Below are 18,663 nucleotides of genomic sequence, written 5' to 3'. Positions count from 1 at the left end.
GTGGGAGCTGGCTTGCCAGCGATAGGGCCCTAACAAGCAATAAAGAACCAGCAGATTTACTCCGGCAGCTCGTAGACGTAAATCTTGTCCGCGTCCATCTGGTAGCCGGCATCGGCCAGTTCGCTGGTGGACGCCTTGACCTGCAACGGCCCCTCGACCCAGTACGGCTGATACAGCTCGTCGAGCTTCACGCCGACTTCACTTTTCACATGCACGATCTGGTTCGACGGCGGTGGCGGCACGTGGATGCAGGCGCCGAAGTACGGCACCAGCAGAAAGTCCGTGGTACGACCTTCTTCGCTGACCTCCAGCGGCACGATGTAACCCGGCAGGCGAATGTTCTGGCCGTCGAGGCTTTGCACTACCGGCGCGTTGGGCATGTCCTGCTTGGCCGCTGGCGCCGATTCGGCTGACAGTGCATCGCTCATCTTCGACAAGTCATGCAGCGGCGTCATGTTCGGCACTTCGGGGGCCGCGTCCGGCGGGATCATCTCCGACCAGGTCAGGTCTTTCGGCGCCGCTGCCCACACGGGCAGGGCGACCAGCAACAGCAGCGCAAGGACAGCGCGGGGCATGGTGAACATCCTCATAAACGGATCGACAGGCCATCGGCCAATGATTGGCGATACGCGCGCCAGGCCGGCACGCTGCCCATCAGCAGCGCGGCAGCCAGAATGCCACCGAGCAGCGTCCATTCATACTCGCTTGGCCATGCCAGCGGCAGATACAGCCCGTAATTGGCCTGCACATAACCCTGAGCGGCGGCGATGCCGATGTACAGCAACGCCAACCCGGCGACGACCCCGGTCAGTGCCAGAGCGAACGCTTCCAGCACCAGCAGGCTCGCGATGTGCCACGGCCGCGCACCCACCGAACGCAGGATCGCCATCTCGCGACGGCGTTCGTTGAGGCTGGTGAGAATCGCCGTGAGCATGCCGATCAACCCGGTCAGCACCACGAACAGCGAGACCACGAACAGCGCTTTTTCGGCGGTGCTCATCAGGCTCCACAGTTCTTGCAAGGCCACACCCGGCAGAATCGCCAGCATCGGCTCGCCACGGAATTCGTTGATTTCCCGTTGCAGCGCGAAGGTGGAAATCTTGCTGTTGAGGCCGAGCATGAACGCGGTGATCGCTTGCGGCGTCAGGTCCATGTTGCGCGCCTGATCGGCACTGATTCGGCCGTTGCCACGGGCCGGCACACCGTTGTGCCAGTCGATGTGGATCGCCTCCATGCCGCCGAGGCTGATGTGCAACGTGCGGTCCACCGGGGTGCCGGTGCGCTTGAGAATCCCGACCACGGTGAACGGTTTGTCGTCATGTTTGACCAGACTGATCGCCGCCACGCCGTGGGCCAATACCAGTTGGTCGCCGAGTTTGTAATGCAGCGCCTCGGCCACTTCGGCACCGAGCACCACTTCGAACGGATCGGTGGCGAAGGCGCGGCCATCGGCCAACTCCAGATGCTGCTGGCGACCGTACTGGTAATGCTCGAAATAGGCTTCGGTGGTGCCCATCACCCGGTAGCCGCGATGGGAGTCGCCGAGGGACATCGGGATCGCCCACTTCACTTTCGGGTTGCTGGCGAAATGTTCGAAGCTGTCCCAACGGATGTTGTTGGTGGCGTTGCCGATGCGAAACACCGAATACAGCAGCAGGTTCACCGAACCGGAACGGGCGCCGACGATCAGGTCGGTGCCGCTGATGGTGCTGGCGAAACTGGCCTTGGCTTCGGTGCGCACCCGCTCCACTGCCAGCAGCAGGCAGACGGAAAGGGCGATGGCGAAAGCGGTGAGCAGGGCGGTGAAGCGGCGGTTGGCGAGGCTGGCCATGGCCAGACGGAACAGATACATCTCAGACCTCGGCAGACGTGGCGGCGCGATTGAGTTCGGCCAGGGACAGGTGACGGTCGAACAGCGGCGCCAGGCTCTGGTCGTGGCTGACGAACAACAGGCTCGACCCGGCCTCACGGCACTCGGCGAACAGCAGGCGAATGAAGTTTTCCCGGGCGTCGTAATCCAGTGCCGAAGTCGGCTCGTCGGCGATCACCAGTTCCGGCTGACCGATCAGTGCACGCGCGGCGGCGACCCGTTGCTGCTGGCCGATCGACAGCGAGTCGGCGCGACGGCCAAGAATGCCTTCGTCCTTCAGACCCAAATGGGCGAGCAGGGTTGCGGCAGCCTGATCGACGCTGCCGTGACGTTGTTTCGCGCGTTCAGCGCGCAGCTTGGAAAAGTGGCACGGCAGCTCGACGTTCTCGCGCACCGAGAGAAACGGCAGCAGGTTGAATTGCTGGAAAATGTAGCCGGTGTGATCGACGCGAAAGCGGTCGCGAGCGCCGGCACCCAACTCGGTCAGCTCCTGGCCGAGCAGGCGAATGCTGCCGCGACCGGGCTTCTGCACCCCGCCGAGCAGACCGAGCAGGGTGGTCTTGCCGCTGCCGCTGGGGCCCTTGAGGAACAGGGTTTCACCCGGTTCCAGACGAAACGCCGTGATGTCCAGCAGCGGCGGGTGACCGGGCCAGTTGAAGCCCAGGTCGGACAGTTCGATGAGTGCTTGGGTCATGGTGCCGGTTCGTGATCAGAATTTCAGGGCGGCGGATTTGGCCGTCACTTCCGTGCCTTGCTGGCCGTTCGGGCTGATCAGTTGTACCTGAATTTTCTGGGTGGCCGGGAAGGTATTGAAGATATTTGCCAGATCCAGCGTGCTCAAAGCACCCGGCGCTGCGCAGGTGAACTGGTAGTGAGCGTGGATTTCGCTGTGATCGTGGTGATGCGCTTCACCGCCCTTGGCGTCTTCGTCGTGGTCATCGTCGTCGTGATCGTCGGCATCCGGCTTGTCGCCGAACAGCGGGCTCGACAGTTCCTGGCTGGAGACCTTGCAACCGGCGGCGGCCGGCAGGCTGAACAGCGCCAGCGGTTTTTCGAGTTGCGCGCGGGCGGCAGCGACCTTGGCTTTGTCGGCATCGCTGGTGGCGGTGTGTTCGAAGCCGACCAGGTTCATCGCCGGGCTGTCCAGCTCTAGTTCCAGAGTCTGGCCATCGAGCGCCGCGTTCAGGCGACCGACGCCATGTTCGTGGGCACCGAGGCTGCCATGTTCGTGATCATGATCGTGCTCATCGGCAGCCTGGGCGATGGCCAGCGGCAACAGGGCAAACGGCAAAGCGAGCAGCAGACGACGCATGGCGAACTCCGGGAAGTAAAGTGAAGAGTTTGTTATGTAATCTTATAACGAAAGTGCGCAGAGTTTGCCCGCCCGCTTGGCGTTGCACAAGTCCCATGGGAGCATGCAGGTCAGAAATGTGCGGGAGCGAAGCTTATGTTGCGGATACGCGGAACCGTCGGCGAGTTGCCGGTGGATTTGACCCTGGAACTGGATGAAAGCGACTGGGCGCGGCTCGGTGCGCAGTTGGGCGTGCAGGTGCAACCGGCCCAGCCGCAAGCAGCCGCGGCGCCGGTGGCGAAACCGGTCAATCAGGATGACGCGTTGTGGCAGGTCGCCAGGGATCTGTTGCGCAAGGCCGGGCAGCTCAGCGGGCCGGAGCTGTTGGATCAACTCGAAGGGCTGACCGGCAGCGCTGCGGCGGGCAAGCGCCTGTTGGTGCGCCTGCGTCATTCATCCGACGTGAAAGTGCTGAGCGGCGGGGATACGCCGCTCTACAGCTGGATCGAGTAAGCGCTTAGTACAGCGCCGCAAACACCTTGCGCCGGTAAGCGGTCACCAGCGGGTGATCGTTGCCCAGCAGTTCGAACACTTGCAGCAAGGTCTTGTGCGGCAGGCCTTCGCCGTAGCTGCGGTTGCGGATGAACAGTTTGAGCAAGGCATCCAGCGCCGCTTCGTATTGCTGACGGGCCAGTTGCTGGATCGCCAGTTGATACACCGCTTCATCGTCCTGCGGGTTCTGCGCCAGACGGCTTTTCAGGTCGGCGGCGTCCGGCAGGTCAAGGGCCAGGCCTAGGAACTTGATCTGTGCCTTGGCACCGGCCAGCGCGGCTTTGTGCTCGTCGCTCTTGACCGCGTCGAGCACGGTTTGCGCTTCGCCCAGTTCACCGCGCTCAGTCAGGCAACGGGCATACAGGATCAGCGCCTTGGCGTTGGTGTTGTCTTCATTGAGCATCACCACCAGCGCGGCTTCGGCATCGGCGTAACGACCTTCGTCGAACAGCGCCTGGGCTTGCTCGAACGGATCGGCGGCGGCGGGTGGCGGCATCTTCACATGCGGTTCGAGCAGGGCGCGCACAGCGGATTCCGGTTGGGCGCCGGCAAAGCCGTCCACCGGTTGACCGTCCTTGAACAGCACCACGGTCGGCAGACTGCGGATGCCGAAGCGGGCGACGATGTCCTGCTCGACGTCGCAGTCGACCTTGGCCAGCAGCAACTCGCCCTGATAGCTCTCGGCGATGCCCTGCAGCATAGGCATCAGCGCCTTGCATGGCGCACACCATTCGGCCCAGAAATCCACCAGCACCGGTTTTTGGAAGGAAGCTTCGATCACCGACTGGTCGAAGTCGGCCGTCGTGGCGTCGAAGATGTACGGCGTTTGCTGACTCATGGGGTATCTCGTAAAAGCGTGAATGGGGCAACTATACGGTCAGGCGCGGGCCGCGTGGTAGAGGCTGACATGGCGAAACTCTTCAGGCTCGGCCAGATCCGGCAGGGTCATGGCTTCGAGCATCTCGATGCGCCGGTACAGTGGATGACGGAAATCCCTGACCCGCGAATCCGCCACCAATGCTTCGCGGCCGCGACTGAGAAATGCGTCGAGCAGTGGCAGGTTTTCCCGGTCGTACAGTACGTCGGCCACCAGGATCAGATCGAAGCGATCTGCCTCGGTGAAGAAGTCCGTGGAATAACTCATCTGCACATCATTGAGTTCAGCGTTGGCCCGGCAGGCGGTAATGGCCAGCGGATCAAGGTCGCAGGCCACCACTTCCAGCGCGCCGGCCTTCACGGCGGCAATCCCGGCGATCCCGGAACCGGCGCCGAAGTCCAGTACGCGTTTACCACGCACCCACTCGGGGAATTCCGCCAGATAGCGTGCCACGGCCAGACCGCTCGCCCAGCAGAAGCTCCAGTACGGCGGTTCGTGGAGGATGCGCCGGGTTTCGTCCGGGCTGAATTCCCGGGCCATGTTGTCGCCATCGATCAGCCACAGTTTCAGATCAGTGTCCGGCAGCGGGCAGGCCACCAGCCGGGCATCGCCGAGCAACTCGCCCAGCGCCTGTTGCAGGTCTAGCGGTGCATTCATGGGGCTTTGACAAATTGCAGTTGGCCCAGTGCCTGGGTGGTCGGCTGGCTGATGGTCTGCGACGGCAGGTGCAGGATCAATTGGCCGGACTGGCTGGCGCGACCACGCATTTCGACCCGAGCACCGGCCGGGAAGGCGTCAGGGTTGAAACGCAGATGAAACGGCAAAATCTGGTTGTTGCCGATCAGGCTGGAACTGGCGAGCAATTGCTGCGGGCGACCTTTCTCGTCGATCACCAGCAGCGCCAGTTCGACTTCGGCGCCAGCGGGCACGCCTTGCAGGGTGCCGCTCAGTTCCCGTTGATACGCAGGCAGCGGGCCGAGGTCGGCAGCTTCTTTAGCCTTTTTCTGCGCTTGTTGCGGTGCGGGGCCCGGCGTTGGCGGCTGCGGCTTGGGCGCATCGCTGCCACAGGCCACCAGCAGGCTGAAAACACTGAGCAAAACGAGCGGTCGTAACGACATTGGCGGCTCCAGCAAAATGAAATCCATGGATCAAACGATCATGGCAGTCTGTATACCGCAAAGCCTATGGCTTGTCTTGCCACCGGGATGCGCTACCATGGCCCTCCCTTTTTTTGTTGCCAGCCACCATGCACTGTCCCTTCTGCGGTGCCAACGACACCAAGGTCATCGACTCGCGTCTGGTCGCCGAGGGCGAACAGGTGCGCCGCCGGCGTGAATGCCTGGCCTGCGGCGAACGTTTCACGACGTTCGAGACGGCCGAGCTGGTGTTGCCGCGCCTGATCAAAACCGACGGCAGCCGCCAACCGTTCGACGAAGATAAACTCCGCGCCGGCATGCAACGCGCCCTGGAGAAACGTCCGGTGAGCGTCGAGCGTCTCGAGTCCTCGCTGGTGCACATCAAACACAAGTTGCGCGCGACCGGCGAACGCGAGGTCAAATCCCTCGTGGTCGGCGAACTGGTGATGGCCGAGCTGCAAAAGCTCGATGAAGTCGCCTACATCCGTTTCGCTTCCGTGTATCGCCGCTTCCAGGACCTCAACGAGTTCCGCGAAGAGATCGACCGTCTCGCCCGTGAACCGGTGAAAGAATGACCAGCGCCGCCGAGCAGGCCATCCTCGACGCCCACTTCATGGCCCGGGCCTTGGAACTGGCGCGCAAAGGGCATTACACGACCCATCCCAATCCACGGGTTGGCTGCGTGATCGTGCGCGACGGGCAAATTGTCGGCGAAGGCTGGCATGAGCGTGCCGGCGAACCCCACGCTGAAGTGCACGCCCTGCGCGCCGCCGCTGAGCTGGCCCGGGGCGCGACCGCTTACGTCACTCTCGAGCCTTGCAGCCACCACGGCCGTACACCGCCGTGTGCCGATGCGCTGGTGAATGCCGGTGTTGGCCGGGTGGTCGCGGCAATGCGCGATCCGAATCCGCAAGTGGCCGGGCGCGGTTTGCAGCGTCTGGCCGATGCCGGTATCGCCACCGAAAGCGGTGTGCTGGAAGCCGAAGCGCGCAAGCTCAATCAAGGTTTTCTGAAACGCATGGAGCACGGCTTGCCGTTCGTGCGGGTCAAGTTGGCCATGAGCCTCGACGGCCGCACGGCAATGGAAAGCGGCGAAAGCCAATGGATCACCGGCCCTGCCGCGCGTTCTGCGGTGCAGCGTTTGCGCGCCCAAGCCAGTGTGGTGCTGACCGGCGCCGACACGGTGCTGGCCGACGGCGCACGACTGACCGTGCGCGGCGATGAACTGGGGCTGGACGCCGAGCAAACCGCGCTGGCCCTGAGTCGTCCGCCGCTGCGGGTGCTGATCGACGGGCGTCTGCGAGTGCCGCTGGATGCACCGTTCTTCAAGGCCGGTCCGGCGCTGGTCGCCACCTGCGTGGCCATCGAAGAACAGTACGCCCACGGCCCGGAATGCCTGATCGTGCCGGGTGACGACGGTCAGGTCGATCTGCATCAATTGCTGATCGAACTGGCCAACCGTGGCGTCAACGAAGTGCTGGTCGAGGCCGGTCCGCGACTGGCCGGCGCGTTTGCCCAACTCGGTCTGGTCGATGAGTTCGTGATCTTCATCGCCGGCAAGTTTCTCGGCTCCACGGCGCGTCCGCTGCTGGACTGGCCGCTAGCCTATATGAAGGATGCGCCGGAGCTGAAAATCACTGAAATTCGCGCGGTTGGCGATGACTGGCGAGTCACTGCAATCCCTCAGCCATCGACGAGCGTATAATTTTTCGCCATCGCGTCAGCGCTGGCTTCGTTCTCAAGGAGAACCCCATGTTTACCGGCATCATCGAATCCATTGGCAGTATCCGCGCACTGACCCCAAAGGGCGGTGATGTACGGGTGCATGTCGAAACCGGCAAGCTCGACCTGAGCGACGTCAAACTCGGCGACAGCATCGCGGTCAACGGCGTGTGCCTGACTGCTGTGGAACTGCCGGGCGACGGCTTTGCCGCCGACGTCAGTCGCGAAACCCTCGACTGCACCGCCATGAATGACCTGAAAAGCGGCAGCCCGGTCAATCTGGAAAAAGCCCTGACCCCGACCACCCGTCTCGGCGGGCACCTGGTCAGCGGTCACGTCGACGGTGTCGGCGAAGTGGTCTCGCGCAGCGACAATGCCCGCGCCGTGGAATTTCGCATCCGCGCGCCGAAAGAACTGGCCAAGTACATCGCTCACAAAGGCTCGATCACGGTTGATGGCACCAGCCTGACCGTGAACGCGGTCGATGGCGCCGAATTCCTGCTGACGATCATCCCGCACACCTTGAGCGAAACCATCATGGCGTCCTACAAGCCAGGTCGCCGGGTGAACCTGGAAGTCGACCTGCTGGCGCGTTATCTGGAGCGTCTGCTGTTGGGCGACAAGGCCGCAGAGCCGACCGCCGGCGGTACGATCACTGAAAGCTTTCTGGCCGCCAACGGCTACCTCAAATCCTGACTGAAGGGGGTGCCTTGTGGCGCTCAATAGCATCGAAGAACTGGTTGAAGACATCCGCCAAGGCAAGATGGTCATCCTCATGGATGACGAAGACCGCGAGAACGAAGGCGACCTGATCATGGCCGCCGAATGCTGTAAGGCCGAGCACATCAACTTCATGGCCAAGCACGCCCGTGGCCTGATCTGCATGCCGATGAGCCGCGAGCGCTGCGAAACCTTGAAGCTGCCGCTGATGGCGCCGCGCAACGGTTCCGGTTTCGGCACCAAGTTCACCGTGTCGATCGAAGCCGCCGAAGGCGTGACCACCGGCATCTCCGCCGCTGACCGCGCGCGCACCGTGCAAGCGGCTGCCGCGAAAGACGCGAAAGCCGAAGACATCGTCAGCCCGGGCCACATCTTCCCGCTGATGGCCCAGGCCGGTGGCACCCTGGCACGCGCCGGTCACACCGAAGCGGCTTGCGACCTGGCGCGTATGGCCGGTTTCGAGCCGAGCGGCGTGATCTGCGAAGTGATGAACGACGACGGCACCATGTCCCGTCGCGCCGAACTGGAAGCTTTCGCGGCCGAACACAACATCAAGATCGGCACCATCGCCGACCTGATTCACTACCGGATGATCCACGAACGTACCGTTCAGCGGATTGCCGAGCAGCCACTGGACAGCGAACTGGGCCAATTCAACCTGGTGACCTATCGTGATTCCGTGGAAGGCGACGTGCACATGGCACTGACCCTGGGCACCGTTTGCGCCGAAGAGCCGACCTTGGTTCGCGTGCACAACATGGACCCGCTGCGCGACCTGCTGATGGTCAAGCAACCGGGCCGCTGGAGCCTGCGCGCCGCCATGGCTGCGGTTGCCGAGGCCGGCAGCGGTGTGGTGTTGTTGCTCGGTCACCCGCTCGATGGCGACGTGTTGCTGGCGCATATCCGCGAAACCGGCGATCAGGCGGCGGTGAAAAAACCGACCACCTACAGCATCGTCGGTGCCGGTTCGCAGATCCTGCGTGACCTCGGTGTGCGCAAAATGCGCCTGATGTCCGCACCGATGAAATTTAATGCGATATCCGGTTTCGATCTGGAAGTTGTAGAATACGTGCCCTCCGAATAATGACCGGTTGTTTCCGGACCCGAATTCGCGGCAAATAAATCACTGAGGGACGCGAAACAGACGCGTCCCGGCTCTTTAAGAGATCTGACGAATGACCCTGAAGACCATCGAAGGTACCTTCATCGCCCCTAAAGGCCGCTACGCTTTGGTAGTAGGCCGTTTCAACAGCTTCGTGGTTGAAAGCCTGGTCAGCGGTGCAGTTGATGCCCTGGTTCGCCACGGCGTGAGCGAAAGCGACATCACCATCATCCGCGCACCTGGCGCCTTCGAAATCCCGCTGGTTGCGCAAAAAGTCGCCCAGAAAGGCGAGTTCGCAGCAATCATCGCCCTGGGCGCGGTCATTCGTGGCGGCACTCCGCACTTCGAATACGTGGCTGGCGAGTGCACCAAGGGCCTGGCCCAGGTGTCCATGGAGTTCGGCGTACCGGTCGCTTTCGGCGTCCTGACCGTTGATTCCATCGAGCAAGCCATCGAACGTTCCGGCACCAAAGCCGGCAACAAAGGTGCTGAAGCTGCCCTGTCCGCTCTGGAAATGGTCAGCCTGCTGGCGCAGTTGGAGGCCAAGTGATTAGCGACGAAAGCGATCGTTTCAACCCGCGCGATCCGAAACCTGCGGATGCCGGCAAGCCATCGAAGAGCGTCAAGCGCCGCGAAGCCCGTCAGCTCGCGACTCAGGCTCTGTATCAATGGCACATGGCCAAGGCTTCGCTGAACGAGATCGAAGCGCAATTCCGGGTCGATAACGATTTTACCGATGTCGATGGCGCGTATTTCCGCGAAATCCTGCACGGGGTTCCGGCCAGCCGCACCGAAATCGACAACGCGCTCACGCCTTGCCTGGATCTGGCGATCGAAGAGCTGGACCCGGTTGAACTGGCGGTTCTGCGCCTGTCCACCTGGGAACTGCTCAAGCGCGTCGACGTGCCGTACCGCGTTGTGATCAACGAAGGTATCGAACTGGCCAAAGTGTTCGGTTCCACCGACGGCCACAAGTTCGTCAACGGCGTTCTCGACAAGCTGGCTCCGCGCCTGCGTGAAGCTGAAGTCAAGGCGTTCAAGCGCTGATCAGCGCTTGATATCGCAATGGGCGAGTTTGAGCTGATCCGCAATTTCTTCGCCGCCGCGCCTTGTGCGCAGGGCGGCGAGGGCGTTGCACTGGGGATCGGCGACGACTGCGCCTTGCTGGCGGTTCCTTCCGGGGAGCAGCTGGCGATTTCCACCGATACGCTGGTGGCCGGCGTGCATTTCGCCGATCCCTGCGATCCGTTTCTGCTCGGTCAGCGCTCGCTGGCCGTGGCGGTCAGCGATCTCGCTGCCATGGGCGCCACGCCCGTTGCCTTTACCCTTGCCCTGACCTTGCCGACGGTGACCGCCGATTGGCTGCAAGCCTATGCCCGTGGTTTGAACCGTATGGCACAAAGCTGCAGCGTGGCGCTGGTCGGCGGTGATACCACCCGTGGGCCGTTGAGCCTGACTGTCACCGTGTTCGGGCGCGTCCCGGCCGGACAGGCACTGACCCGCAGCGGCGCGCAGCCGGGCGATCTGTTGTGCGTCGGCGGCGAACTGGGCAATGCCGCTGGGGCGTTGCCGCTGGTGCTTGGTCAGCGTGATGCGGAGCTGCACATCGCCCAGCCGCTGCTCGATCATTACTGGTCGCCGCAACCGCAACTGGCCCTCGGTCAGGCCTTGCGTGGCAAGGCCACTTCGGCGCTGGATATCTCCGATGGCCTGCTCGCCGATTGCGGTCACATCGCACTGGCCTCGAAGGTTCGCCTCGAAGTCGAGCGTGAGCGCGTGCCGTTGTCGGACGCGTTGGTGGCGTTTCTCGGTCAGCGCGGTGCCGAACGTGCAGCGTTGAGCGGTGGCGATGATTACGTGCTGGCGTTTACGCTGCCGTCCGTCGAGTTGCCGACGCTGCTGGCCGATGGCTGGCCGATCCATGTGATCGGGCGCGTGGCAGAGGGGCAGGGCGTGGTGCTGCTGGATCGCGACGGGCACGACATCACCCCGCAAATCCGGGGTTATCAACATTTTCAGGAGTCACCGTGACAGATCACCCGAAACAGGTTCCCGGCGAGTTCGTTCCGCCGTCGGTCTGGCGCAACCCCTGGCACTTCCTCGCGTTCGGCTTCGGTTCCGGCACCTTGCCGAAAGCACCGGGCACGTGGGGTTCGTTAGTTGCGCTACCCTTTATTCCGTTGTGGCAGATGTTGCCCGACTGGGGTTACTGGCTGATGCTCGGGATCACCATGCTGTTCGGCTTCTGGCTGTGCGGCAAGGTCGCCGACGATCTGCGGGTACACGACCACGAAGGCATCGTCTGGGACGAAATGGTCGGGATGTGGATCACCCTGTGGCTGGTGCCGGAAGGCTGGTACTGGTTGCTCGCCGGGTTCTTGATGTTCCGCTTCTTCGACATCCTCAAGCCATGGCCGATCCGCTGGATCGACCGGCATGTGCATGGCGGCGTCGGCATTATGCTCGACGACGTGCTGGCGGGCGTGTTCGCCTGGCTGGCGATGCAGGGACTGGTGTGGATTTTCGCCTGATTTCAAGGCGTGGATGAGGGACACAGGGATGGCTCGACGCGGGTTGGCGGTACTGGTTTTTACCCTGCTGGGTGTACTGGCCGGTGCGGTGGCACAGGCGCAGGACGCACCGCCGTCGGTCATTCACCTCGCCAGCGAAGAATGGGAAGACTACACCGCCGCCGACGGCCATGGTCTGGGCTGGGACGTGTTGCGCAAAGTCTTCGAACCGGCCGGCGTGACCCTGGACATTCGCTCTGTGCCGTACACCCGCTCGGTGGGCCTGGTGCAACTGAAGGAAGTCGACGCGCTGGTCGGCTCCTATCGCGGTGAAGCCGAGCAGGTGCTGTACCCGAAATGGAACTTCGACTCCGACCACATCTACGCCCTTGGTCTTGCCAGCAATCCGTCGCCGACCCAGGCGAACCTAGGCAAGTACCGACTGGCCTGGGTGCGGGGTTATCGTTATGAAACCTACCTGCCGAACGTCAAGCGCTTCAACCAGATCGAACGCCGCACCGGAATCCTGTCGATGCTCAAGCAGGGGCGGGCGGATTACTACATCGATGCCCTGACTGAAATCGAAGCAGTGGTGAGAAACGCCGCCGACCCTTCGCAATACCATTACTCGCATCTGGCGGAATTGCCGCTGTACCTCGGCTTCGCCGACACCCCGCAGGCCCGCGCACTGATGTCGATCTACGACCAGCGCATGGAACAACTGGTGAAAAGCGGCGAGCTGAAACCGATCTTCGAGCACTGGAAACAGCCGTATCCGTTCGAGTAAACGCGATGATCTCGGGCCTGTTATCAAACTTTTTGATCGTTATGGCCGATAATTCAGCCTAAGCACCTGCAGGAACCTGCTGTTACAATGCCGCCCAGCGAATCTTCAGACTTTTTAGATCAGGAGCACACCGGTGCCTGTCGTTTTTGTCGCCGCTTCCAAGCTGCCAACGCCTTTTGCGCAATTCACCATGCACGGTTTTCTCGATGAAGCCACCGGCCGCGAGCACGTTGTGCTGAGCCTGGGTGAGATTGCCGACGGTGCCCCGGTACTCGGCCGGTTGCACTCCGAATGCCTGACCGGCGATGCCTTGTTCAGTCAGCGTTGCGACTGCGGCTCGCAGCTGGAGGCCGCCCTCAAGGCGATCGCCCGTGAAGGTCGTGGCGTGTTGCTGTACCTGCGTCAGGAAGGCCGTGGCATTGGCCTGCTGAACAAGATCCGTGCCTACGAATTGCAGGACGGCGGCGCCGACACCGTTGAAGCCAACGAGCGTCTGGGCTTTGCTGCCGACCAGCGTGACTACGCCATGTGCCTGCCGATGCTTGAGCATCTGGGCGTGAAATCCCTGCGCCTGATGACCAACAACCCGCGCAAGGTCAAAGCCCTGACCGACATGAACATTGTCGTCGCCGAGCGCGTGCCGCTGCACACCGGCCACAACCCGCACAACAAACTCTACCTGGCGACCAAGGCCAGCAAACTCGACCACATGATGGGCAACGAGCATCAGGGCGAGGTAGACCGGGCGTGACCCGGGGGCAGGTGCGGCGCCGTCTGTCAGTCGCCTGGTGGAAATACCTGGCGCTGGCACTGGTGCCGCTGTTCGTGCTCAACGCCGTGTTCGGCGAAAGCGAAGCCATCCTGCCGGTGCTGGCGATGCCGTTGTTCATTGCCGGCGTGGCGTCGATGTTTGTCAGCCTGAAGTTTTTCGGCCGCTACAAACATGCGCTGATCGCCACGCAAAAAGCTCTCGATACCCCTGAAGAACCCGCTGCGTGGATTGCCCTTGCAGCTCGTCGTCGCACGGCGTTTCTGGCCGCAGGATTACCGGCCTGGATCGGCGCACTGGCGGTGTTCGTCGGCCTCGAAGCCGTTCCGCTGATGTTGCTGGCGCTGTCCACGGCGGTGCTGTTCTACCTCTACCGTATTCCGCGTCAACTCGGTTGATGCGCCGTCTCTGGCTGGCGGTTCTGCTGCTGGCCGTCAGCAGTGAAGCCCTGGCCGCCCTGCGCGTGGTCAGCCTCGCGCCATCCCTGTCTGAAATCGTCGTCGAGCTGGATTCGGCCGACCTGTTGGTGGGCGTGCTGGATGCCGGTGACCGGCCGTCTGCGATCAAGGATGTACCTTCGGTGGGCCGTTATGGCCAGCTCGATATTGAGCGGCTGCTCAGCCTCAAGCCTGACTTGTTGCTGTTGTGGCCCGGCAGTGTCGGCCCGGCCCAGCGCGATCAGCTCAAGCGCCTGAATATCCCGACCTTCGTTGCCGAACCTCACAGTCTCGAGCAGTTGACCAAGCAGATCGAAGCTATTGCTGCGCAGCTTGGTCGTCCTGAGCGTGGAGTTGAGCGGGCGACCGGGTTGCGGCGCAAGCTCGACGAGCTGCGCCAACGCTACCGACGGGAAACGCCGCTGCGGGTGTTCTATCAAGTCTGGGACAAGCCGCTGTACACCGTCGGTGGCGGGCAGATCATCAGTGATGCGCTTGAGGTGTGCGGCGCACGCAACGTGTTTGCCGACCTGACGCTGCCGGCGCCGCAGGTGAGCATCGAAGCCGTTTTACAGCGTGACCCCGAAGTGATTCTGGCCAGCGATCAATCGCAACTGAACGCATGGAACGCCTGGTCGCAGGTGGCGGCGGTCAAGCACGGGCAGTTGCTGCTGGTCACCGACAAAGGCCTGGAGCGTCCGAGCGGGCAGATGATCGAGGCGACCGCCAAACTCTGCCTGCTGATTGCGCCGGACCGCTGAGACCTCGGCGTCTATTTCGCGAGCAAGCTCGCTCCCACAGGGATTACGCTGAACCTGTGGGAGCGAGCTTGCTCGCGATGAGGCCCGTCAAAGCAGCGAAAATTCTGGATCAGAGCTGCGGCGTCCAGGTCACGCCGAACATGAATGCCCGACCTTCCTCGCGATAGCCATACTGACTGCCGTCATGGCTGTACAGCGCCCGGCTGTAACCCTTGTCCAGCAAGTTATCCACCTTGAAATCCAGCTTGATTTCGCGGTTCAGCGCCCAACTGCTGCGCAGTCCGAGCAGCGCATAACCACCCAATGGTTGCTGATTTTTCAGGTCGTCATAACTGCTGCTGACGGCTTGCCAACTGGCGCCTAAACCGAGAAGGTCGAATTGTCGATCCAGATCCCAGCTAAGCGTCCGGCGCGCACGGCGCGCCAGGGTGTGGCCGGTGTCGCGGTCGCGGGGATCGATGATCGCCACGCCGAGGTTGCTCTGCCAGCCCAGCAGTTCCTGTTTCAGCGCTGCCTCAAAGCCGTTGATCCGCGCCGAAGCGACGTTTTCCGGGCGTGAGTGGCTGCCGAAGATGATCGCGTCTTCCAGATCGGTCCGATACAGCGAGGCTTCGAGGCGGCTGCTGTCGCTCAACTGGCTGCGCCATTGCAGTTCGTAGCTTTTCGAGGTTTCCGGTTTCAGATCCGGGTTGCTGAAGTCCGGGTAATACAGGTCGTTGAAGGTCGGTGCACGGAAGCCTTCGCTGTAGCTGAGCAGCAGATCGTTGTCCGGGTTGACCGGCAATGTCAGCGTGCCGCTCCAACTGTTCTGACCGCCGAACTGCTGGTTATCGTCGCGGCGCAGGCCAAGTTCAGTGGAGAAACTGTCGGCCTGGAAACGATGCTGGATGAACGCGGCGCGGTTCCAGCGGCTGTCCTCGTCAAACGCGGTGCTGCTGTTGACCCGGTCCTCGTACCAGTCGCCACCGAGGATCAGGCTGTTGCGTGCATCGAGGGTAAGGTCGTTCTGCCAGGTCACCGAGTCACGGTAGGTGTTGAACACCGAGCGTTCGTCGCTGAGCTTGTCGAAGGACTTCTCACGGTTTTCGCTGTGGCCGAGCTCCAGGCGCGACTTCCAGCGCTCGTTGATCCGCGCGTCGATGTAGCTGCTGAAACTGCTGACGGTGAAGTCGCTGTAGGGCTGCTGCTGGAGTGAGTCGAAAGTCACCGGGTCGAAGCGCCCGAACGGGTTGTCGAACTCGCTTTTGCCACGGTTATCCAGCAGGTTGACGCCGACTTCGATGTCATCGGTCAGCGCATGGCTGAGGCTCAGGCTGATGGATTTGTTGCGATAGGCGTCGTGGTCGCTGTCACTGGGATAGGACTCGTGAGTGCGGTCGATCCCGGCGGTTTCATCGAGGCTGGCGCCGAGATTGAAGCGGGTTTTCTCATCACCGCCGGACAGGCCGACACTGCGCTCCCAAGTCTGGTTGCTACCAAATCCGATATGCATCCGAGGCTGCAATCCTTGTTCGCCGCCGCGCCGGGTGAAGATCTGAATCACCCCGCCAATCGCATCGCTGCCGTAGATCACCGAGCGCGAACCGCGCAGCACTTCGACGCGTTCGATCTGCTCGATGTTCAGGTGTTGCAGGTTGCTGTCGCCGGAAGTGGAGTTGCCGATGCGCTGGCCATCGACCAGCACCAGGCTTTGCGCCGACTGCGTGCCGCGAATGTAGATCCCGGGCAGGCTGCCGCGCCCGCCGGTTTGTGCCACTTGCACGCCCGGAACCCGTTGCAGCAGGTCGGTGACGTTGCTCGGTTGCAGACGTTCGATGTCTTCACGGGTGAACACGGTGTTGGCGGCACTGCTGTCGTTGCGTGCTTCCACCTGGCGGTTGGCGCTGATCAGCATGTCCGGCAGTTTCAGGGCCTGATCGCGCTCGAAAGTGTCGGCGAGGGTGTTGGCGGATGGCAGCAGCAGGAGGGGCAGGGCGAGACGCGAGAGGTTCATCGGCAGTCCATTGATCTTTCAGGTGTACACAAAATTTCCAGCAACACAAAGCACTGTGGGAGCGGGCTTGCCCGCGATGAGGTCGTCACAGTCAACATTAATGTTGGATGTTCCGACGCCATCGCGGGCAAGCCCGCTCCCACAGGGATGGTGATTACTTGTTGAGCAGAGTCAGGCGCTCGCGCACCGCCGCTTCGATCCCGGCCTCGTCCAGCCCGCACTCGGCCAGCATCTGCGCCGGTTTGGCGTGCTCGACGTAAACGTCCGGCAAGCCAAGGTGCAGCACCGACTTGAGAATGTTTTCACGAGCGAGGAATTCGCTGACCGCGCCACCGGCGCCGCCCATGATCGCGTTCTCTTCGAGGGTCACCAGCAGGTCGTGGCTGGCGGCGATTTCACGCACCAATGCTTCGTCCATCGGTTTGACGAAACGCATGTCGACCACGGTTGCGTCCAGCGTTTCGCCGACGTTCAGTGCTTCGGCCAGTTGCACGCCGAACACCAACAGGGCGACTTTACTGCCCTGACGACGAACCACGCCCTTGCCGATCTCGATCGGCTCGAGGTTCTTCTCGATGGCCGCGTTCGGGCCGGTGCCGCGCGGATAGCGCACCGCCGCCGGGCCGTTGTACAGGTGGCCGGTGGTGAGCATCTTGCGCAGTTCGTTTTCATCGCTCGGGGTCATGATCACCATGCCCGGGATGCAGCGCAGGAACGACAGATCGAAGCTGCCGGCGTGGGTCGGGCCGTCTTCGCCCACCAGACCGGCGCGGTCGATGGCGAACAGCACGTCGAGGTTCTGCACCGCGACGTCATGCACCAACTGGTCGTAACCGCGCTGCAGGAACGTCGAGTAGATTGCCACCACCGGTTTCGCGCCTTCGCAGGCCATGCCGGCCGCGAGCGTCACGGCGTGCTGTTCGGCAATCGCCACATCGAAGTAGCGCAGCGGGAAGCGTTCGCTGAACGCGACCAGATCCGAACCTTCCTTCATCGCCGGGGTAATCCCCACCAGGCGCGGGTCGGCAGCGGCCATGTCGCACAGCCATTCACCGAACACGCCGGAGTACTTCGGCCCGCCGGCCTTCTTCGGCGCAGCGGCCGGGGCGCCCAGCGGTTCGAGCTTGGTGATGGCGTGGTAACCGATCGGGTCGACTTCCGCCGGGGCGAAGCCTTTGCCTTTCTTGGTGACGATGTGCAGGAACTGCGGGCCTTTCAGATCGCGCATGTTGCGCAGGGTGGCGATCAGGGTCGGCAGGTCGTGGCCATCGATCGGGCCGATGTAGTTCCAGCCCAGCTCTTCGAAGAGGGTGCCGGGAACCAGCATGCCTTTGGCGTATTCTTCGGTGCGACGGGCGATTTCCCAGGCGCCGGGCAGGCGCGACAGGACCTTCTTGCTGCCTTCACGCATGCTCGCGTAAGTGCGGCTGGAAAGGATCTTCGCCAGATAGTTCGACAGGCCGCCGACGTTGCGCGAGATCGACATGTCGTTGTCGTTGAGGATCACCAGCATGTTGGCGTTCACTTCCGGCGCGTGGTTCAGCGCCTCGAAGGCCATGCCGGCGGTCAGCGCGCCGTCACCGATCACGGCAATCGCCTTGCGATCACTGTTCTGCAGGCGGGCGGCGATGGCCATGCCCAGCGCTGCGCTGATCGAGGTGCTGGAGTGGCCGACGCCAAAGGTGTCGTACTCGCTCTCGGAGCGACGCGGGAAGGCAGCGATGCCGTCCTTCTGGCGCAGGGTTTCCATGCGCTCGCGGCGACCGGTGAGGATCTTGTGCGGATAGGCCTGATGACCGACGTCCCACACCAGCCGGTCGTCCGGGGTGTCGAAGACGTAATGCAACGCGATAGTCAGCTCGATGACGCCCAGGCCGGCACCGAAATGCCCACCGGTCTGGCCGACCGTGTAGAGCAATTCCAGGCGCAACTCATCAGCCAGGGTTTCCAGCTCGGCTTCGCCTAACCGGCGCAGGCCGTCCGGCGTGTTCGCGCGGTCGAGCAGGGGCGTGGTCGGGCGCTTGCGGGGAATCTCATGGAACGTCGTGGGCATCAGGCGAATCGTTATAGGTATAAAAGATGCGGCAGTTTACCTGATGCATCGTCCCCTGCCCACGCGTTGGTCTTTTTTGGCAG

Annotated in this window: 22 protein-coding genes; 13 read left to right on the top strand and 9 right to left on the bottom strand. The window is 62.6% G+C overall.

The window, feature by feature from the left end:
- Nucleotides 1–56 precede the first annotated feature (56 nt).
- From JJN09_RS22940 to JJN09_RS22925, 4 genes are read right to left on the bottom strand one after another with little or no spacing between them, the layout of a single operon-like run.
- Nucleotides 57–575, bottom strand: coding sequence for a DUF3299 domain-containing protein (locus JJN09_RS22940; protein ID WP_249483914.1), 519 nt, complete (start codon nt 573–575; stop codon nt 57–59).
- Nucleotides 576–586: 11 nt separating this feature from the next.
- Nucleotides 587–1,852 (bottom strand): ABC transporter permease, encoded by a 1,266-nt coding sequence (locus JJN09_RS22935; protein ID WP_249483913.1) that lies wholly within the window; start codon nt 1,850–1,852, stop codon nt 587–589.
- Between the two features lies 1 nt (nt 1,853).
- On the bottom strand, nt 1,854–2,564 hold the full coding sequence (locus tag JJN09_RS22930; protein ID WP_249483912.1) for an ABC transporter ATP-binding protein: 711 nt from the start codon (nt 2,562–2,564) through the stop codon (nt 1,854–1,856).
- 15 nt (nt 2,565–2,579) lie between these two features.
- Nucleotides 2,580–3,182, bottom strand: coding sequence for a DUF2796 domain-containing protein (locus JJN09_RS22925; RefSeq protein ID WP_249483911.1), 603 nt, complete (start codon nt 3,180–3,182; stop codon nt 2,580–2,582).
- 135 nt (nt 3,183–3,317) lie between these two features.
- Between JJN09_RS22925 and JJN09_RS22920 the strand changes: the two genes are divergently transcribed.
- Nucleotides 3,318–3,674: a hypothetical protein gene (locus tag JJN09_RS22920; protein WP_249483910.1), complete on the top strand. Its 357-nt coding sequence runs from the start codon at nt 3,318–3,320 to the stop codon at nt 3,672–3,674.
- 4 nt (nt 3,675–3,678) lie between these two features.
- On the opposite strand, the gene trxA is transcribed toward JJN09_RS22920, so the two are convergent.
- The 3 genes from trxA to JJN09_RS22905 are packed head-to-tail and all read right to left on the bottom strand — an operon-like array spanning nt 3,679 to nt 5,708.
- Nucleotides 3,679–4,551 carry a thioredoxin gene (gene trxA, locus JJN09_RS22915; RefSeq protein ID WP_249483909.1) on the bottom strand — a complete coding sequence of 291 codons (873 nt, stop codon included), beginning with the start codon at nt 4,549–4,551 and terminating at the stop codon, nt 3,679–3,681.
- A gap of 39 nt (nt 4,552–4,590) precedes the next feature.
- Nucleotides 4,591–5,247, bottom strand: a complete 657-nt coding sequence (locus JJN09_RS22910) for a methyltransferase (RefSeq protein ID WP_249483908.1) — start codon at nt 5,245–5,247, stop codon at nt 4,591–4,593.
- A complete protein-coding gene (locus tag JJN09_RS22905) occupies nt 5,244–5,708 on the bottom strand; it encodes a hypothetical protein (protein ID WP_249483907.1) in 465 nt (154 codons plus the stop codon). Before JJN09_RS22905 ends, JJN09_RS22910 begins: the two co-directional genes overlap by 4 nt.
- 128 nt (nt 5,709–5,836) lie before the next feature.
- On the opposite strand from JJN09_RS22905, the gene nrdR reads away from it, so the two are divergent.
- The 12 genes from nrdR to JJN09_RS22845 all read left to right on the top strand — a co-directional run bounded on the left by nrdR (nt 5,837) and on the right by JJN09_RS22845 (nt 14,534).
- A complete protein-coding gene (gene nrdR / locus JJN09_RS22900) occupies nt 5,837–6,301 on the top strand; it encodes a transcriptional regulator NrdR (RefSeq protein ID WP_249483906.1) in 465 nt (154 codons plus the stop codon).
- Nucleotides 6,298–7,431, top strand: coding sequence for a bifunctional diaminohydroxyphosphoribosylaminopyrimidine deaminase/5-amino-6-(5-phosphoribosylamino)uracil reductase RibD (ribD, locus tag JJN09_RS22895; protein WP_249483905.1), 1,134 nt, complete (start codon nt 6,298–6,300; stop codon nt 7,429–7,431). Before nrdR ends, ribD begins: the two co-directional genes overlap by 4 nt.
- 47 nt (nt 7,432–7,478) lie before the next feature.
- A complete protein-coding gene (locus JJN09_RS22890; RefSeq protein WP_102620871.1) occupies nt 7,479–8,144 on the top strand; it encodes a riboflavin synthase in 666 nt (221 codons plus the stop codon).
- A 16-nt stretch (nt 8,145–8,160) separates the two neighbouring features.
- Complete coding sequence (ribBA, locus tag JJN09_RS22885; protein WP_065259547.1) at nt 8,161–9,252, top strand: bifunctional 3,4-dihydroxy-2-butanone-4-phosphate synthase/GTP cyclohydrolase II; 1,092 nt, start codon at nt 8,161–8,163, stop codon at nt 9,250–9,252.
- Nucleotides 9,253–9,343: 91 nt separating this feature from the next.
- Entirely contained in the window at nt 9,344–9,820 is a 477-nt protein-coding gene (ribE, locus tag JJN09_RS22880; RefSeq protein WP_003228649.1) for a 6,7-dimethyl-8-ribityllumazine synthase, read from the top strand.
- On the top strand, nt 9,817–10,317 hold the full coding sequence (gene nusB / locus JJN09_RS22875; protein ID WP_096820751.1) for a transcription antitermination factor NusB: 501 nt from the start codon (nt 9,817–9,819) through the stop codon (nt 10,315–10,317). The genes ribE and nusB overlap by 4 nt, the downstream gene beginning before the upstream one ends.
- An 18-nt stretch (nt 10,318–10,335) precedes the next feature.
- Nucleotides 10,336–11,301 carry a thiamine-phosphate kinase gene (gene thiL / locus JJN09_RS22870; RefSeq protein ID WP_249483904.1) on the top strand — a complete coding sequence of 322 codons (966 nt, stop codon included), beginning with the start codon at nt 10,336–10,338 and terminating at the stop codon, nt 11,299–11,301.
- On the top strand, nt 11,298–11,801 hold the full coding sequence (locus JJN09_RS22865; protein WP_096820753.1) for a phosphatidylglycerophosphatase A: 504 nt from the start codon (nt 11,298–11,300) through the stop codon (nt 11,799–11,801). Before thiL ends, JJN09_RS22865 begins: the two co-directional genes overlap by 4 nt.
- Nucleotides 11,802–11,829: 28 nt before the next feature.
- Complete coding sequence (locus JJN09_RS22860; protein ID WP_249483903.1) at nt 11,830–12,567, top strand: ABC transporter substrate-binding protein; 738 nt, start codon at nt 11,830–11,832, stop codon at nt 12,565–12,567.
- A 133-nt stretch (nt 12,568–12,700) separates the two neighbouring features.
- A complete protein-coding gene (gene ribA, locus JJN09_RS22855; RefSeq protein ID WP_065259552.1) occupies nt 12,701–13,318 on the top strand; it encodes a GTP cyclohydrolase II in 618 nt (205 codons plus the stop codon).
- Nucleotides 13,315–13,734: an MFS transporter gene (locus JJN09_RS22850; protein WP_249483902.1), complete on the top strand. Its 420-nt coding sequence runs from the start codon at nt 13,315–13,317 to the stop codon at nt 13,732–13,734. Before ribA ends, JJN09_RS22850 begins: the two co-directional genes overlap by 4 nt.
- Entirely contained in the window at nt 13,734–14,534 is an 801-nt protein-coding gene (locus tag JJN09_RS22845) for a cobalamin-binding protein (RefSeq protein ID WP_249483901.1), read from the top strand. The genes JJN09_RS22850 and JJN09_RS22845 overlap by 1 nt, the downstream gene beginning before the upstream one ends.
- Before the next feature lie 109 nt (nt 14,535–14,643).
- On the opposite strand, the gene JJN09_RS22840 is transcribed toward JJN09_RS22845, so the two are convergent.
- Nucleotides 14,644–16,527, bottom strand: coding sequence for a TonB-dependent receptor (locus JJN09_RS22840; protein WP_249483900.1), 1,884 nt, complete (start codon nt 16,525–16,527; stop codon nt 14,644–14,646).
- Between the two features lie 154 nt (nt 16,528–16,681).
- A complete protein-coding gene (gene dxs / locus JJN09_RS22835; protein ID WP_249483899.1) occupies nt 16,682–18,580 on the bottom strand; it encodes a 1-deoxy-D-xylulose-5-phosphate synthase in 1,899 nt (632 codons plus the stop codon).
- Nucleotides 18,581–18,663 lie beyond the last annotated feature (83 nt).

Origin of the sequence: Pseudomonas sp. HS6, from assembly GCF_023375815.1 — a bacterium.
Taxonomy (GTDB): domain Bacteria; phylum Pseudomonadota; class Gammaproteobacteria; order Pseudomonadales; family Pseudomonadaceae; genus Aquipseudomonas.
Note: the sequence above shows the minus strand (reverse complement) of the source record. Positions and strands in the feature narration are given on the sequence as shown.